General features: G+C 45.1%; 15 protein-coding genes. 7 read left to right on the top strand and 8 right to left on the bottom strand.

Features of this window, described 5'->3' with window-relative positions:
• Nucleotides 1-136: 136 nt before the first annotated feature.
• The 6 genes from RH949_RS25030 to RH949_RS25055 form a co-directional block, all read right to left on the bottom strand.
• Nucleotides 137-820 (bottom strand): pentapeptide repeat-containing protein, encoded by a 684-nt coding sequence (locus tag RH949_RS25030; protein WP_446356959.1) that lies wholly within the window; start codon nucleotides 818-820, stop codon nucleotides 137-139.
• A gap of 121 nt (nucleotides 821-941) precedes the next feature.
• Nucleotides 942-1,646: a hypothetical protein gene (locus RH949_RS25035; protein WP_446356961.1), complete on the bottom strand. Its 705-nt coding sequence runs from the start codon at nucleotides 1,644-1,646 to the stop codon at nucleotides 942-944.
• 71 nt (nucleotides 1,647-1,717) lie between these two features.
• Entirely contained in the window at nucleotides 1,718-1,978 is a 261-nt protein-coding gene (locus RH949_RS25040) for a DUF6658 family protein (RefSeq protein ID WP_006100864.1), read from the bottom strand.
• 230 nt (nucleotides 1,979-2,208) lie between these two features.
• On the bottom strand, nucleotides 2,209-3,543 hold the full coding sequence (locus tag RH949_RS25045; protein WP_006101009.1) for a hypothetical protein: 1,335 nt from the start codon (nucleotides 3,541-3,543) through the stop codon (nucleotides 2,209-2,211).
• 355 nt (nucleotides 3,544-3,898) lie between these two features.
• A complete protein-coding gene (locus tag RH949_RS25050) occupies nucleotides 3,899-4,873 on the bottom strand; it encodes a M48 family metallopeptidase (RefSeq protein WP_006101022.1) in 975 nt (324 codons plus the stop codon).
• A gap of 99 nt (nucleotides 4,874-4,972) precedes the next feature.
• Nucleotides 4,973-6,175 (bottom strand): argininosuccinate synthase, encoded by a 1,203-nt coding sequence (locus tag RH949_RS25055; RefSeq protein WP_446356964.1) that lies wholly within the window; start codon nucleotides 6,173-6,175, stop codon nucleotides 4,973-4,975.
• A 260-nt stretch (nucleotides 6,176-6,435) separates the two neighbouring features.
• On the opposite strand from RH949_RS25055, the gene RH949_RS25060 reads away from it, so the two are divergent.
• A complete protein-coding gene (locus RH949_RS25060; RefSeq protein WP_446356966.1) occupies nucleotides 6,436-6,783 on the top strand; it encodes a zinc ribbon domain-containing protein in 348 nt (115 codons plus the stop codon).
• Nucleotides 6,784-6,824: 41 nt separating this feature from the next.
• On the opposite strand, the gene RH949_RS25065 is transcribed toward RH949_RS25060, so the two are convergent.
• Nucleotides 6,825-7,139 (bottom strand): hypothetical protein, encoded by a 315-nt coding sequence (locus tag RH949_RS25065; protein ID WP_446356968.1) that lies wholly within the window; start codon nucleotides 7,137-7,139, stop codon nucleotides 6,825-6,827.
• Between RH949_RS25065 and RH949_RS25070 the strand changes: the two genes are divergently transcribed.
• From RH949_RS25070 to RH949_RS25095, 6 genes are all read left to right on the top strand, one after another.
• A complete protein-coding gene (locus tag RH949_RS25070; protein ID WP_446356970.1) occupies nucleotides 7,123-9,126 on the top strand; it encodes an adenylate/guanylate cyclase domain-containing protein in 2,004 nt (667 codons plus the stop codon). The genes RH949_RS25065 and RH949_RS25070 overlap by 17 nt on opposite strands.
• Before the next feature lie 284 nt (nucleotides 9,127-9,410).
• The gene (locus RH949_RS25075; RefSeq protein WP_446356972.1) at nucleotides 9,411-10,289 is read left to right on the top strand and encodes a DUF4382 domain-containing protein; all 879 of its coding nucleotides are present in this window, start codon (nucleotides 9,411-9,413) and stop codon (nucleotides 10,287-10,289) included.
• A 166-nt stretch (nucleotides 10,290-10,455) separates the two neighbouring features.
• Nucleotides 10,456-10,899 carry a carboxypeptidase-like regulatory domain-containing protein gene (locus tag RH949_RS25080; RefSeq protein ID WP_232231696.1) on the top strand — a complete coding sequence of 148 codons (444 nt, stop codon included), beginning with the start codon at nucleotides 10,456-10,458 and terminating at the stop codon, nucleotides 10,897-10,899.
• Between the two features lie 346 nt (nucleotides 10,900-11,245).
• Nucleotides 11,246-11,884, top strand: a complete 639-nt coding sequence (cbiM, locus tag RH949_RS25085; protein ID WP_006100953.1) for a cobalt transporter CbiM — start codon at nucleotides 11,246-11,248, stop codon at nucleotides 11,882-11,884.
• Nucleotides 11,884-12,666 carry a cobalt ECF transporter T component CbiQ gene (gene cbiQ / locus RH949_RS25090; RefSeq protein ID WP_446356974.1) on the top strand — a complete coding sequence of 261 codons (783 nt, stop codon included), beginning with the start codon at nucleotides 11,884-11,886 and terminating at the stop codon, nucleotides 12,664-12,666. Before cbiM ends, cbiQ begins: the two co-directional genes overlap by 1 nt.
• Nucleotides 12,667-12,735: 69 nt before the next feature.
• Nucleotides 12,736-13,506: an energy-coupling factor ABC transporter ATP-binding protein gene (locus tag RH949_RS25095; RefSeq protein WP_006100793.1), complete on the top strand. Its 771-nt coding sequence runs from the start codon at nucleotides 12,736-12,738 to the stop codon at nucleotides 13,504-13,506.
• Nucleotides 13,507-14,076: 570 nt separating this feature from the next.
• Here the strand turns inward: RH949_RS25095 and RH949_RS25100 are convergent.
• A complete protein-coding gene (locus RH949_RS25100) occupies nucleotides 14,077-15,033 on the bottom strand; it encodes a choice-of-anchor A family protein (protein ID WP_446356977.1) in 957 nt (318 codons plus the stop codon).
• Nucleotides 15,034-15,462: the final 429 nt, after the last annotated feature.

Here is a 15,462-nt window from a genome sequence, read left to right on the forward strand (position 1 = left end):
ATCTTGTCTGCACACAGAGGCTTAGGGAAAGCCCAGCCAGTGAAGTGTGAAGCTCTATCAGGTAGAAAAAGCGTACAGCTATCTCTATTTTGATCGAGAAGCTCCCGTTATAGCGCAAGCTTAACGGGAGAGAACGTCACCTGATAATCCCTTGAGTCAGATTTGCCTCTTGCAGGTTAGCATTACTTAAATCTGCCCCTCTGAGATTCGCCTCTGTGAGTTCAGCTTGACTGAGGTTTGTCTCCTTTAGGGAAACACCAGTTAGGTTAACATGGCTGAGATTTGCCTGACTGAGTTCTACACCGTTTAGAATAGTTTGGTTGAAGTTCGCGCCTTTCAGGATTGCTCCGGTTAAATCGACTCGATTTAGGTATGCTCCACTGAGATTAGCATCACTTAAATCAATCTCGCTTAAGATTTCCCACTGCAAACAAATCCCACTTAAATTTGCTCTTGAGAACGCCCGATGTCCGGCTTCGTAACGGTTGAGGAATTCCTTGGCTAATCGGATACTGTACTGAGTTAAGGCTGATTCGGTTTGAGTGGCGGCGTGTTTTTCTAGGAGAGAATAGGCAGTTTGGTGAATCTCCCACACTTCATCATCTAAAGCTTGAATAAGTATCGCTATGCCCTTTTGCCGATAATTCAGGGCGTTATGGAGGGCGGCAATTTTGGCATTCAGGGATAGGGGAGAGGATGAGGGTGTCTGATTCAACTGCTGTTTTACGGCTTCAATTCCGCCTAATACAGCGTCTCCTCTGGAGATTGAACCGCCCAAAACCACATCAGTGGCTTGAGGTTGATCTGGATAAGCTGTCATAGATAACAAAATAAGGGCACGATACTACCGTACCCTTTTTATGCTGTTCAGGGTTCATTGCTATTAACAATTAGCCCTAAACATCTATACTAATAGACAATGTATGTCAAGAGTTCCGACTCTAGTCAATCGCATCCGCCGTATCTTCTAATGCTCGCTGCGCTGATTTACTGGCTTTACTTGCTTTGTCTTGCACGACATCGGCTGTATCTTCTGCGGCGCGTTTCGTCTTTTTGGCTATATTTTCACCCGTCTCTTGTACCTTGTCTTTCGTGTCTTCGGCGGAACGTTTGGTAGACTTAGCTACATCTTCAGCAACATCTTCAGTTTTTTCCTTTGCCTCTTTTGCCGAACGCTTGGCAGACTTGCTGACATCTTCAGCCGCATCCGTTGTATTATCTTTGAGATTTTCAACACCCCTCTGAGTTCCCTTATTTACACCCTCGGTGAAATCAGTGGCTGACTCTTTCACATCTTTGCCGAGCCGCTCAACTCGTTTATTCAGCGGCGCTCCTTCTTGATAATTCTCGATAAACTTTTCAGGAGTATCCGCCTTCTTCTCTAGATTTTTCTCTGCGTTTTTAATTAATTTGTCCGCATTATCCTTTGCCTGACGAGACGTTTTCGGAGAATCAATCCCCTGATAGTCCTTCGTTCCGCCTGTAGGCGTGAGAACTTCAGTAACATTTTTGGTCACATCGTCAGCCGTCTTCGCTGATACTCCACTATTGCATCCTGTACTGATGAATACAAAGATACTCGCTAAAGCCACGGTTAATAATTGAGTAAACCGTTTATTTTTTAGCCAATCTATCATTCTGCTCATAAAAAAAATCTCCTTAGTTTTATTGTCAGTGAATTATCCTAAGTCTCAAGCAGTCACCGTTCTCAACTTAATCAAGCTAATTCGGGTTGCTCTACCGAGTTGCTTGATACGTTGAGCCTACGGCTGACATCAGGATTTAGAGACATATTGTTGTCAGTGTAACTGTCTCCCCCCTTCTTGTAGGGGTTATTCGCACCTCCAGCTTGAACCGGAGGATTTTCTGGACGCCCACTGTCTACCGTTGTACTACTACACGCCGTACCAATCAGTAGCATCACACAGACTAAAGCCAGTGTTAATATCTGTCGCCCAATCTCAGTCAGTCGTTTCACACTATACTCCTAAGCGATATGCACCTCACGATTGCCTAGCTTATCACTATCCAGGCGATCGCTATCTCTAGCCAAGGTGACATTCTACTTTATCCTGGAAGCGGCTCGTCTCTAACTGAAGACAGAGAAAAATCATTTGCAGTCTTCAGGAGCTTCTCTTCTTCCCTGCACCTAGAGTACCTCTACACCTCTGCATCCCTGCATCCCATCTGAACCGAAAACGTCTCGATCTACTGATTTTCGGGTTTCTCTTCCAAATTGACATAATCCCGAAGCTGAGAAAACACTCGGTAAGCATCTAGCTGAAATTCTGAACTTGCCGCATTATCCATTTTGATCAGATTATATTGAACATTTTCCGTATGAATGGCAAAGGTAATTTTAAACACTTCAAAAAATGTAATCACCCAACGACAGTCCTCTTCCGCATAATTGGTGTAATATTGAATTAATTTAGCAATGCAAGTTTCTAGATGATTACGCGAGTTCGGACAAATCATAATAATTTTCAGCAAGAGCATCGCTAAGGTTAAGTGATGACCTTGAGACATGAGCAGAATAAACAGGGGTGACGGCTCATCCTGATTTTCAGTAGTCAAATACTCAATTAAGCGGTTACAGGTTCTCAGTAGTAATGCCGCCTCTATGGTTGTATCGTGGTAATCTTTGTAGAGATCATTTAATTTCTCAGTTAAGGTTTGATTTAAGGATTTAACTAACTCTTTCTTTTTAACGGAAAATATAAGATAGTTGTGCAAGCTTTTTTTGAATCTCTTATAATTTGAATCTTTGGTTTGTTCTAAAAATATATTAGCGACATTTTTATAGTTAAACATTCCATGCTTAACTACAATTTTTTTAATTAGATCAACAACTTTATCCCCTAAACCTGTAGGATTATTGTAAATAGGTTCCCGACAAATTGCGGATTTAGAGTGCGCCGTATACATTGCCAAATCAAACTTGAACTGATCTTTGAGTTTTTTTGACAAGATTCTCGCCGCTTCACGTTGCTCCACGGGGTTGTTCAGATTTGTATACTGGGGAACGAGTAGATAAGAGATATAACGGTTACTCCAATGACCTGGATCTGAAGTTACTTGTTGAGTAATAAATAATTGAAGTTCGTGATAGTCTTGACTGTTAATGAAATTTAACAGCCATGCTCTTTGACGGCTTAATGTTGGCGATAATGTTTTTCGCGTCAGTTTTACATCAGAAAATAGGGATACTAAGTCTTGGCTAGCCGTAAAATTCCTTGAGGTGTACCAATTATTAATAACAATATAACAGGAACGTTTAAGGGTATTTATAAATTCTTTTTCATCGTTAGCAAAAAGTATTTCTGATAAAGCTTGAATCGCTTCCGGATTACCTTCTGATGCATTATAGTCAATAAATAACAATTTAAATTCTTGCAAAACGGTTTCTGGCGGTTGTTGTTTAACCGTATCTAGCAAAAATTGATAGATAACATCCTGTGCCTGCTGAAGAGGGAATCCTAGCTGGTTGGATTGAGTACGAGACTCAGTATGACGAGTATCTAAGATAACTTCCCTGATCATGGAAATCCAAGAGGACGCTTACGCCCTTACTGAAGGTCTAATAGTAGCAAGTTGATGACACCCTGCGTCAAGGCTACCGCTCATCGACGTGTTCAGCTTGACGACCTCACAATTGATATTGACATAAATTCATCATATATATTTTCGGGAAAATATATAGGGGTTGCTGAATAAGCGTTATGGTGAGGTGAGGGAACAGGGAACGGGGAACGGGGAACAGTAAAGAATGTCCTCAATACTGTTCGGTTAAGGGGAGCGGGGGAAGCAGGGGGAGCGGGGGAAGCAGGGGGAGAATAATGCTTAAGTCAGCGATGCGAACGTTTATAGCGCTAAAGCGCTTACTACATACAAACCTTTAAGACTGATCCGACTCAGATTTCATCCGGTTAATTTCCCGTTGTAATTCTTCGAGTTGACGCTGTAATCGTTGGGCTTCCTGGTTTTGAGCCGCTTGGGATGGCACATTGACTGAGCCTTCGTCGGTTACTCGTTGATAATTGCCCTGACGAATTTGACGATATTCTTCTGATTTGACCCAATCTCGCAGATAGCGCAAGCGTTCAACCGGAAAAGGATGGGTAAGAAACGAACCATTCCCACCGTTGTATAATAAAAACTTATAAACTTGATTAAGACTATCTTGGTCAAGGTCTTGAAATCGGTCGGATTGGCGGATAAATTCATCAAGGCTGCACTCATGACCATAAGCATGAGAACCTCCCGATAGTTTCATCATTGTTTTCATGACGATATTAATATCATCGATGACCAATAAAGCCGCCCGATCTGACGATAACTCCGCTTTCCGCCGCCATTCATAAAAGGCAAAGAGTAAACCACTGGTGACAATATTGCCGATACCAAAAGTTAAATCTCCCAGAAATGCCGCCGCACCCATCGCCCAGATTCCCATCTGAATTAAAATCGTGTGACCGCATTTGATATGTCCCAGTTCATGTGCTAACACGGTGCGAATTTCGACTTCAGTGAGTAAGTCTAATAATCCTGTATTTAATACGATATAGGGATGATCCTGTCCCAAGGCATAACTATTCACTTGCGGGTTTTGACTGACAAATAGGGTGGGTTCGGGATGGATATCTAAATCCCGTACACATTCGCGAAATAAGCTGTAAATCGTGGAATATTGGCGCGGTCCCACTTGGATACTGTTGCCCATCAGATAGACGAATTGGGGGCGTTCGTAGATAAATTCGACGAATTTGCGGGCAGCTAGGTTAAATCCAGGAACACTCCGTAGGGCATCCTCAGCTTGTTGGTCAAGGGGGTGTCGGAAGGCGTCGCTAGAAATTCCAGGATAGGTGGGCATAGGGAAGTTGAGGCTGAAACGTGAAAGTAGGTCTTTCTATCCTAGCGATTTGGAACTCCTCTGTAAGATCCCCGACTTCTCGAAGAAGTCGGGGATCTGTTAACCTCTAGTTTTGGCTGACCAAACGCGAGTGGGTAATCCCCAAATGTAAATAAAGCCTTCAGCGGCTTTGTGGTCAAACTGATCTTCGGAGGTATAGGTTGCCAGTTCTGGGGTATAGAGGGAATTGCTAGACGCTCGTCCGACAATCGTGGCATTCCCTTTAAAGAATTTCACCCGCACGCTTCCGGAGACTTGCTCCTGAGTTTGCTGAATGAACGCATCTAGAGCATCTTTTAGGGGAGAGTACCATAACCCTTGGTAAATAAGCTGGCTATAGGTGTCTTCAATCCCTCGCTTGTACTGGCTGACATCAGAGGTTAACGTGAGGCTTTCTAAGTCGCGATGGGCATGGATTAAGGTTAACAGAGCCGGGACTTCATAAATCTCTCTGGATTTAATCCCGACAACCCGATTTTCAATCATATCAATCCGCCCCACCCCATGATTTCCGGCGACTTGGTTAAGCTGAGTAATCAGGGCTATGGGGTCAAGGGCTTGACCATTCAGCGAGATCGGAATTCCTCGCTCAAAGCCAATATCCACGTATTCTGGATCATTGGGAGTATCCGCGATCGCTTTGGTCATCAGATAGATTTCTTCGGGCGGTTCAGCCATGGGATCTTCGAGAATCCCCGCCTCAATACTACGACCCAACAAATTACGGTCAATACTGTAGGGGGAAGACTTTTTCACGGGAGAGGGAATCCCGAACCTTTCCCCATACGCGATCGTATCTTCCCGACTCAATCCCCACTCCCTCGCGGGTGCGAGAACTTTCAAGTTGGGGTCGAGCGCCGTAATCGACACATCAAACCGCACCTGGTCATTCCCTTTACCTGTGCAACCGTGAGCCACGGCATCTGCACCATACTTGTGGGCAGCTTCGACCAATAATTTAGCAATCAGCGGACGCGCTAGCGCCGTGGACAAGGGATAGCGATTTTCATACAGCGCATTTGCCTGAATCGCGGGAAAGGCATAATCGGTGACAAACCGTTCAGTCGCGTCCGCCACCAGAGACTCGGCTGCGCCCGATGTCAAGGCTTTTTCTTTGATCGGTTCTAACTCATCACCTTGACCTAAATCGGCGGCTAGCGTGATCACCTCCTTCACACCCCATTCCTCTTTGAGATAAGGAATGCAGACGGAAGTATCGACGCCACCTGAGTAGGCTAGTACAACTTTTTCAGCACGACCCATGAATTTCTCACCCTGGGAAACAACCAGGACATCATTGTGACAGATCCCGTCTCTAAATCAAAGATTATGAGACGCACCATGGCGTGTCTATTCATTCGAGGAAGCATGACCGAAAAATAGGGGGAGTTTGAGGGGGTGGAACGCAAGCCCCTGTCATTACTATGCACGGGGATAAGTTTCACCCCCTCAAATAAACAATTGAGCGACAGCGAATCATTGCAGATGCAGCTTGGGGCGAATTGAAACAGAAGGTTAAAGTTGTGGCTGCCAAGTCAGGCGTTCTGGTTCATGAAATCAATCCTAAGTACACATCGCAAGAATGCAGTTGTTGCGGCTATGTCAGTCCGACCAACCGAGACAAAGAGAAATTCCTCTGTGAGTCTTGTGGTTGGGTGGCTGACGCGGACGTGGATGCAGCCGCTGTGATCAGACAGCGGGGATTAACTGAACTTGGAATTAATATTCCACTACCCGTAGTCCACGGGAAAGTTACGCTCAAGGAGCCTGTAAAAGACAGGGGAAATCATCTGGGTTGCCAGATGAGCCTGAGAACCCTCGGATGGAATGGGTTCAACTCAGCCTATTCGAGTGGAGGGGAGAGTGAGTAATTACTCTTCAGAATCCCCCGCATTCTATGCGCGGGGAGTCGTCAAGGCTTAACATAGAACGTCCATGTTAAGGGTTGATCAAAATCAACGCCGGATTCTCCGTCTGTCGCTATCATGGAATTCACTTCTAAGACAGACTGATTGGATGAGCTAGCCACACCCACACGCTTACTTAGTGCAGGATGAATGGAAATACCTGCTGTAGGGTGAAGCGCTAGCGCCGTTTGGTCTGCTAGGAAGGACATATCGAACCGAACCAGTGCAACGGTGTCAGATTGATTTATTAGGGTAGCATCTGGGCAACTATTCACAGGCAAGCCTGGTCGGTGATGTAAACCGATGTTACCGTCAACCATGACCAATTGGTCAGCTATTTATCCCTATACCCCTCATATCCTGCTTGTCTGGCTGGGGGTTTTTGCCTTAGTCGCCCTACTCACTGGGTTAATCTCCATTGGGATACGTCAGTCCCTCTCACATTTATGTCAACGGTCTAAAGCCTTGACAAATTCCCTTAACTCTGATTCAGAGTTGCGTGCCTTATTTGAGGCGATGACGGAACTAATTTTCGTCAAAGATCGCCAAGGACGTTATCTGAAAATTGTCTCAGCAAATCCAGACTTGTTAGGTCAACCGGTTGAAGCGATGCTGGGCAAAACGGAGTATGATCTTTTGGCGCGATCGCAGGCGGATCAGTTTGTCGGGTATATTCGCCAAGCCTTAGACAGCCAACAGACGGTTCAGGTTGAGTATCGTCTCACCTTGGCTGATCGAACGGTTTGGTTTGCAGCCAGTATTTCACCCATCTCAAAAGACTCTGTTCTCTGGGTGGCGCGGGATATTACCGAGCATAAACAAACCCTAGAAGCCTTGCGAGCCAGTGAAGCACAGTATCGAGATTTAGTCGAAACCCCCAATTGCATTATTTTACGGTGGGATGTTCAGGGAAAAATTAAATTCATTAATCGTTATGGTCAGACCTTTTTTGGCTACGATGACGATCAACTCCTAAATTGTTCCCTAGTCGGAACTCTCGTCCCGAATACGCCGCGATCGCAACGGATGCTGTCTATCTTGATTCGAGCCATCCGCAAACGTCCAGAACGCTATCGGATCAGAACCGTAGAAACCATTCATAAGACTGGCAAAACGGTTTGGGTGACGTGGGCAAATAAACCAATTTTCAATGAGGAGGGTGAATTAATTGAAGTTCTCTCAATTGGCACGGATGTGACAGAACGCAAGCAAGCTGAAGCCGCCTTGAGAGAAAAAGAGGAATATTTACGATTAGTTATCGATAATATCCCGCAACAAGTCTTTTGGAAAGATATCAATTTAGTCTTTCTCGGTTGCAATAAAAAGTGGGCAAAGACAGCCGGGTTAGACAATCCAGAGGTTGTGGTGGGTAAAACAGACTATGATTTACTGCCTAGTCGAGACATTGCTGAACTCTACCGCCAGCAAGATGCGCGGGTGATTAGCCGGAATCAAGCCGAATTTCATGTTGTCGAAACCAAACAAAAACCCCCCGTTGATGGACAAACGGTTTGGCTGGATGTGAGTAAAATTCCCATCCATGATCCCCAAGGTAACGTTGTTGGCGTTTTAGGGGTATTAGAAGATATCACCCAGCGTATTCAAGTTGAGAAGCAGCGCCTGCAAGCGGAAGCAGACTTGCGGGCGGAACAGGAAAAGTCGGAACGCCTGTTATTAAACATTTTGCCAGAGGCGATCGCCCAGCAGTTGAAACAAAATCACAGTACCTTAGGCAAGTACCATGGGGAAGCCCTAATCGCTGAGCAATTCGACGATGTGACGATTTTGTTTGCGGATATTGTTGGGTTTACACCCCTATCAAGCCGAATGCCACCGACGGAATTGGTTCAATTACTCGGAACCATTATCTCCACGTTTGATTTGCTGTCTGAGGAGTATGGGTTGGAGAAGATTAAAACCATTGGTGATGCTTATATGGTTGCCTGTGGTCTACCTTTACCCCGATTCGATCATACTGAAGCGATCGCGGATATGGCATTAGAGATGCAACGGGTGATTACTCAATTTCGCATGGATACCGGAGAAGCGTTTCAACTGCGGATTGGCATTAATACCGGACCGGTGATCGCTGGAGTCATCGGGATGAAAAAGTTTATTTACGATCTGTGGGGAGATACGGTAAATGTCGCCTCGCGGATGGAATCTCAAGGAACTTCTGGGGGAATTCAAGTCACTCAGGCAACTTACGAACGGTTAAAGGATCAATATGTGTTGGAAAAACGCGGGATTATTGAGGTGAAGGGAAAAGGAGAAATGCTTACCTATTGGCTAACAGGAAAAGCATGAAATAGTTTTGACCCTTCACTGCGGAAAGAGAGCATGGCGTGTGAGTATGTAGGGGCGGGTTTAGGAACATTCTTTTCGCTATTGGTAGTAACGTTTGTGCAGAACCCGCCCTGACTGAGGGTTGATCCCTAGCTGCGCTCAAGAAAACCGGGTTTTTAGGGGCGGGTTTCACTATTATCGTTCTTCCCTGTTCCCCAGAAGATGCCCTCTAGGGGTATTGCGAATTATTACAAAAACTTGTTGGATTTAATTGGGTATAGTATGAAAACCGCCAAAGGTAATCAATGAGGAAACCACTATTCATTTTCGCGAGTCTGATGGTCTTGACAACTGGGACGCTAGTTGGCTGTTCCCAGAGTCCAACCATCAGCGAGACTCAGACACAAACAGAAACTCAGAATGCAACTCAGGCAAGTCAAGGGAGTGGAACCCTGGAAATCCGGGCGAATGGAGAGGATTTTGTCCGCCAAGGTTTTATATCAAAAGATGGATGGCAAATTGCCTTTGACCATGTTTATGTCAACTTAGCCGATATCACCGCTTATCAAAGTGACCCGCCGTTCAATGCTGAAGCGGGTAGTAAAGTGCAAGCGAAAGAAAAAGTGGTTCTTGATAAAACCCACACCGTTGATTTAGCCGCAGGTGGGGAAGATGCCGAACCTATTCTCGTGGAAGACGTTGCCGATGCCCCTGCCGGACAATATAATGCCCTATCTTGGAAAATGGTCAAAGCCGAGGAGGGACCAGCTGAAGGTCAAACCTTGGTGATGATGGGGACAGCCGAGAAAGAGGGGCAAACCATTGACTTTACTATTGCCCTGAATCAGCCCTTAGAATTTGTCTGTGGGGAATTTGTCGGTGACGAACGTAAGGGAATTCTCGCTCAAGGGGATACCGCAGACTTGGAAGCCACATTCCACTTTGATCACCTCTTTGGTGATGCAGGCGCACCCGCTGATGATGAGATTAATACTGGTGCGTTGGGGTTTGAACCGCTAGCGACTCTAGCCAACGATGGCACACTAGAGTTAGACCAACAGCAGCTAAAGTCAGAACTCTCTCCAGAAGAATACCAGAAACTTCAGGAAATTCTTCCCAGTTTAGGTCACGTTGGTGAGGGTCACTGTGAAGAAATCCAAACTGTTGCCAACGAATCGAGTTAAATTGGTCATTGGTTATTTGTCTTATGTCATTTGGCGATAAGGAAAATTATAACCAATGATAAAGAGTAGTTATGGTTACCAACTGGGTTTCAATCGTTTCTATGACATTAAGAAAATGTGAGCGATGAAGAGGAAATTTTTAGTCCCCCTTATCCTAATGTTAGTCATGAGCTGGTCAGCTAAAGCGACGGCTCATGGTGCCAAGATTAACTATGAAACTACCCAGGCGATTAAAATTGATGCGGCTTTTGATAACGGCGACCCCATGTCCAATGCCCAAGTTACGGTTTACTCTCCCCAAGATCCTTCTACTCCTTGGTTGCAAGGAACCACCGACGAAAAGGGTAGCTTTGTCTTTGCTCCCGATCGCTCACAACCGGGAGAATGGGCAGTTCAGGTTCGCCAAGCGGGTCACGGAGATTTGATTACTATTTCTATGGGTGAGGATCAATCAGCAACAGAGAACACCGCCGATAGTCAAGTGATGAGTATTCAATCCAAGAGTGGCTCTTTCACACCTGTTCAAATTGTGGTGATGGCAATTGCGGTAATCTGGGGTTTTGTCGGTACAGCACTCTATTTTTCCCAAGGGACAAAACAGGCTAAGTAGGTGGTCACAATTAGGTTAGAATTGTTCATTGTTCATTGTCAAAAAAAATCAACAATTAGATCAGGGCGGGTTTTGAACAAATGTTATCATCAATCATGAAACGTAAGTCCATAAACCCGCCCCTAAAAGTCAGGCTGGGTTTTGAATAAATGTTATCATCAATCGTGAAACGTAAGTCCATAAACCTGCCCCTAAAAGTCAGGCTGGGTTTTGAATAAATGTTATCATCAATTGTGAAACGCAAGTCCATAAACCCGTCCCGATAAACCCGGTTCTATCGAGGGTTGTGAAGGGTCACGCGCCCTGCCCTCTTGCCGAAGTGAAGGGTCAAAACTACACAAAAATTATGCATATTCCTGATGGCATCCTGCCTGCTTCTGTCTGTATCACAGGTTACGCAGCGACAGGAGGTTTCACTTGGTACTCCCTGCGCCAAATTAACCGAGATCCGAATCCCCAAGAGAGTATTCCCAAAGCATCTCTACTCACAGCCGCCTTTTTTGTCGCCTCTTGGATTCACATTCCCATCCCACCAACAAGTGTTCATTTGATTCTGAATGGGTTGTTAGGCACAATGTTGGGATATTATGCGTTTCCAGCCATTCTCATCGGTTTATTCTTTCAAGCCGTGATGTTTCAGCATGGTGGTTTATCCACGCTAGGAGTAAACGCCACGATGTTTGGCGTACCGGCACTTTTGGCGTATCACCTATTTCAATTGCGCTTACTATTCGATAAGGATAATCGAGTGGTGACGGGTATCTTTGCCTTTATCGGAGGTGCGGGAGGTTTGGGGATAGCAACTCTGCTATTTTTCGCTTTAGTGATTACTAATATTCCCGCAACTATAGATGCATCAGCCGAAAAAATGGCAATTTACGGATTGGTATTGGCTCATATCCCACTCATGGTAATTGAGGGTGCGTTTACGACAGCCGTGGCTCTGTTTTTGAAGCAAGTCAAACCTGAATTGTTGGAGAGTTGATGAAACACGGACTGGATTTTTATGCCAATTTTAACTCTCCGATTCATCGTTGGGAATCCCGTTGTAAACTGATTGGCTTATTTAGCTTAATTTTTGCATTTTCATTTGTTGAACAGTTAAGTTTACTTCCAGGGATGATCGTCGTGACACTGGTGTATTATTACCTCTCCAGATTACCCTTCTCGTTTTTGCGATCGCGGCTGCGCTACCCCGGTTTTTTTTTGCTGGCGATTACTCTACTTTTACCGTTTAGCGTGGGTAGTACGGTAATTGTTCAGATAGGTATTTTGAGTCTATATCAAGAAGGAATCGTGGCGCTAGCGCTGATTGCGACTCGATTTTTATGTATTCTCACCGTGAGTTTAATTCTCTTTGGTACAGCCCCGTTTTTGAGTACCGTCAAAGCCATGCGATCCCTGGGACTTCCGGCGGTATTAGCGGATATGACTCTATTGACGTACCGCTATATCGAACAGTTTGGTGAAGATTTAACCAAAATGAAACGAGCGATGCAATTGCGGGGATTTCGGGCGACTCGTTTCTCGCGCCGTAATCTGAATGTGCTGGCGTCTCTAGTGGGTAGCTTATTGGTTCGCAGTTACAACCAGTCTCAGCAGGTTTATCAAGCGATGATATTGCGAGGGTATGGTTATACTCTGCACCATCGTAAACCGCCTAATCCCAAGAATCGTGTTTCTCGTGGGGATTTAATTAGTTTGGGAATAACCGTCGCGATCGCTCTTGGATTTGTCATGGCTGAAATTCTGATAGAAAGGCGGTAATAATCGGAAAAAATGTCTCCAATCCTTACCAATGACAAATGACAAATGACGAAGGACGAATGACGAATTATGAGACCACAACAACAACTTGTATCTAACCCAGACAGTGCCAGAGAACCTGCGATCGCGGTTTCTGATTTGAGTTTCTCCTATCCGGACAGACCTGCGGTTTTACAAGGAGTCAATCTTAATATATATCCTGAAGAACGAGTCGGTTTAATTGGACCCAATGGTGCGGGAAAAACAACACTATTTCTCTCGATTTGCGGTATTTTAACACCAACATCTGGAGATATTGGCTTATTTGGAAACCCCGTTGTTGTGGGTGAGTTTCGCCCAGAAATTGGCTTCGTGTTTCAGAATCCCAACGACCAGTTATTATTACCGTCAGTATGGGAAGATGTCGCCTTTGGTCCACAGAATATGGGCATGTCAGAGGATGAGGTCAATGATCGCGTTCAAGATGCGCTGTCCCTGACAGGTGTGGAAATGCTGGCAGAACGGGTTCCTCACAATCTTTCTGGGGGTGAGAAATGTTTGGTCGCGATCGCGGGGGTGTTAGCCATGCGTCCTCAATTGGTTCTGTACGATGAACCCAGCGCGAACCTAGACATGCGCTATCGTCGTCGTGTGATCAACTTTCTCCAAACCGCCCAGCAAACGATTCTGATTTCCTCCCATGACTTAGAACTGATTATCGAAGTGTGCGATCGCGTGCTTTTACTGGATGAAGGACGAATTATTGCTGATGGAACTCCCCAGCAAGTTATGGCTAATGAATCCTTAATGAACGCTCATGGCTTGGAGATGCCGCACTCCCTGCGTCTTCATCATCAGTAGCCAAAAACTATAGTGTCAGACATCTGAAGCCTGCGATCGGCTAATTAATCTGAAGTTCCCCCAAGCAAAAAATCAAAACTGCCTCACCGTGCGGCTTTGCGCGATTTTTTAGCCGCCCTACATGGGTACAATCGCTGAAACCTTGATGTAGCGAGGGTTTTCACCGATTTCTTGTCTATTGCCAAAATAGCGCGATCGCGCTATTTTGGCAAGTGCTACATGGGTACGATTTTTGAGAGGCTTGAGCGCTCAAACCATTACGGTATAAGGCTTTAGCCTGGGTGGAGTACATCTGTATGGGGGGAACTTCAGATTAATGACCTGTATAAACGACCCGCTTCGTTTTATTAACAACTGGTAGGGGCGACCCGCCTAGCTTAATGAACAACACCAGTCCCCTTAATTACATCGGGTCGCCCTCTCCTCCAGCCTATGTCTTTGTCAGACTACTTGCACGTTATGGTAATAGAAAAATCCCTGACCTAAGAGATTAAGTCAGGGACATAGTGTGAGGAGTGCATAAAAAATGGACGGGGGCTAGGTTGGATGCCTAACCCAGGTTTCAAAGCCTTAGACTTTCTGCTTACCTTTACGGCGAGAAGCAACACCTACAGCAGCGACTAATCCTAGTCCAGCTAATGTTGCGGGTTCAGGAACCGTTTCACTGATTGGGTCAGGTAAATTACCGTTGAAGAGATAGTTATTCGATTGTCCCACTCCCGTTAGCGAAGCAGCAATTAAGTTGCCGTTAATTTGACCGTTGTCAAAGTTAAACGCAGCGAAAGGTGCCAAAATACTGCCTTCTATTCCGATGCCACTGGCTGACAGATCCCTAGCTTCATAGAAGTTGTAGATAACGTTCTGTCTCTGATCAATACCACCATTGAAATTGAAGCCAAAGTTTTGTAATGATGCGGCGTCTCCACTAATATTTACAATGGTAGTCGAACCCGAATCTACATTAAAATTGAAGCTGCTAGCATTGCTTAAATCCGACGCATTTAGATGAAATACATTCTGATCTTCATCTGAACCCGTTAATGTAATTCCACCATAAGCTATTTCTGTTTGACCCGTCGCCTCTAACCCTCCTAAAAATTGAGATAATGCTTGTAATTCTTGACTAGCTGCAGCGAAGTCAATGGGATTATCTTGGCGAAGCGTTCCCCCATGCTCAAGAGTTACATTAGTAAGTGATCCTGTTTCCCCGTAAACTGCATTGCCTCTAACTTGACCATTTTGAAAGACTAAATTTTTACCAACAATCAAGACATCACCGTTGTTCCCGTCTTGAGGCAGATTCATTCCTGCATAAAAATCTGAGAATGTGACATTTCCGCCAATAGCTACCTTACCCTCAGAATCAGTATTGCTTTGATTCACATCGCCTAGCACAAATATATTGTAGTCAGAAGCGATGCCGAGATCAATTGCATTAGCCTGGGCAGATATCCCTAGTACCATCGTCGCCGCAATTGATAAGGGAGCTACCAATTGTCTTATGCGCGAAAAAGTTTGAGTATTCATCTGTAAAATTCAACTGTGTAAGGAACTCTGAGTTTTAGGTATGACTCTTAACTAAGTCCGTTGCGTTAGATGTTGAACCTAACCTTTGCTCAGTTATTTTTATCTTATTCAACAAACTGACTAGATGTCAGTATAAATGAAGGAAGATCATCAACTCTTCATGCTTTTGAGTAACTTGATGAAACTCTAGTGAATTTTCACCCAGGGCAAAAAATATGAAGGAAGTGGTAGCGTTAGTGAAGCCTAGAACGTCGGTCTAGCAATAAGTTATCCCCCTCTTCCCTTTTAGATCCCCCTTCCGTCCCCCTATTTGATCCCCCTCCCGTCCCCCTTAAAAAGGGGGAAGCCAGCGGATGCTTCGCTTTTTGTTCCATGGGGGAAACCAGATGTTGCTTCGCTTTTTGTTCCATGGGGGAAGCCAGAGGATGC

Source organism: Coleofasciculus sp. A1-SPW-01 (assembly GCF_040217205.1).
GTDB classification, from domain to species: domain Bacteria; phylum Cyanobacteriota; class Cyanobacteriia; order Cyanobacteriales; family Coleofasciculaceae; genus Coleofasciculus; species Coleofasciculus chthonoplastes_A.

What these genes read in the sequence shown, in the direction of transcription:
- cbiM (WP_006100953.1), top strand. Translation starts at nt 11,246, where the DNA reads ATGCATATTCCTGATGGCATCCTGCCTGCTTCTGTCTGTATCACAGGT.
- RH949_RS25055 (WP_446356964.1), bottom strand. Translation starts at nt 6,175, where the DNA reads ATGGGTCGTGCTGAAAAAGTTGTACTAGCCTACTCAGGTGGCGTCGAT.
- RH949_RS25075 (WP_446356972.1), top strand. Translation starts at nt 9,411, where the DNA reads ATGAGGAAACCACTATTCATTTTCGCGAGTCTGATGGTCTTGACAACT.
- RH949_RS25100 (WP_446356977.1), bottom strand. Translation starts at nt 15,033, where the DNA reads ATGAATACTCAAACTTTTTCGCGCATAAGACAATTGGTAGCTCCCTTA.
- RH949_RS25080 (WP_232231696.1), top strand. Translation starts at nt 10,456, where the DNA reads ATGAGCTGGTCAGCTAAAGCGACGGCTCATGGTGCCAAGATTAACTAT.
- RH949_RS25095 (WP_006100793.1), top strand. Translation starts at nt 12,736, where the DNA reads ATGAGACCACAACAACAACTTGTATCTAACCCAGACAGTGCCAGAGAA.
- RH949_RS25065 (WP_446356968.1), bottom strand. Translation starts at nt 7,139, where the DNA reads ATGGTTGACGGTAACATCGGTTTACATCACCGACCAGGCTTGCCTGTG.
- RH949_RS25030 (WP_446356959.1), bottom strand. Translation starts at nt 820, where the DNA reads ATGACAGCTTATCCAGATCAACCTCAAGCCACTGATGTGGTTTTGGGC.
- RH949_RS25050 (WP_006101022.1), bottom strand. Translation starts at nt 4,873, where the DNA reads ATGCCCACCTATCCTGGAATTTCTAGCGACGCCTTCCGACACCCCCTT.
- cbiQ (WP_446356974.1), top strand. Translation starts at nt 11,884, where the DNA reads ATGAAACACGGACTGGATTTTTATGCCAATTTTAACTCTCCGATTCAT.
- RH949_RS25045 (WP_006101009.1), bottom strand. Translation starts at nt 3,543, where the DNA reads ATGATCAGGGAAGTTATCTTAGATACTCGTCATACTGAGTCTCGTACT.
- RH949_RS25035 (WP_446356961.1), bottom strand. Translation starts at nt 1,646, where the DNA reads ATGAGCAGAATGATAGATTGGCTAAAAAATAAACGGTTTACTCAATTA.
- RH949_RS25070 (WP_446356970.1), top strand. Translation starts at nt 7,123, where the DNA reads ATGTTACCGTCAACCATGACCAATTGGTCAGCTATTTATCCCTATACC.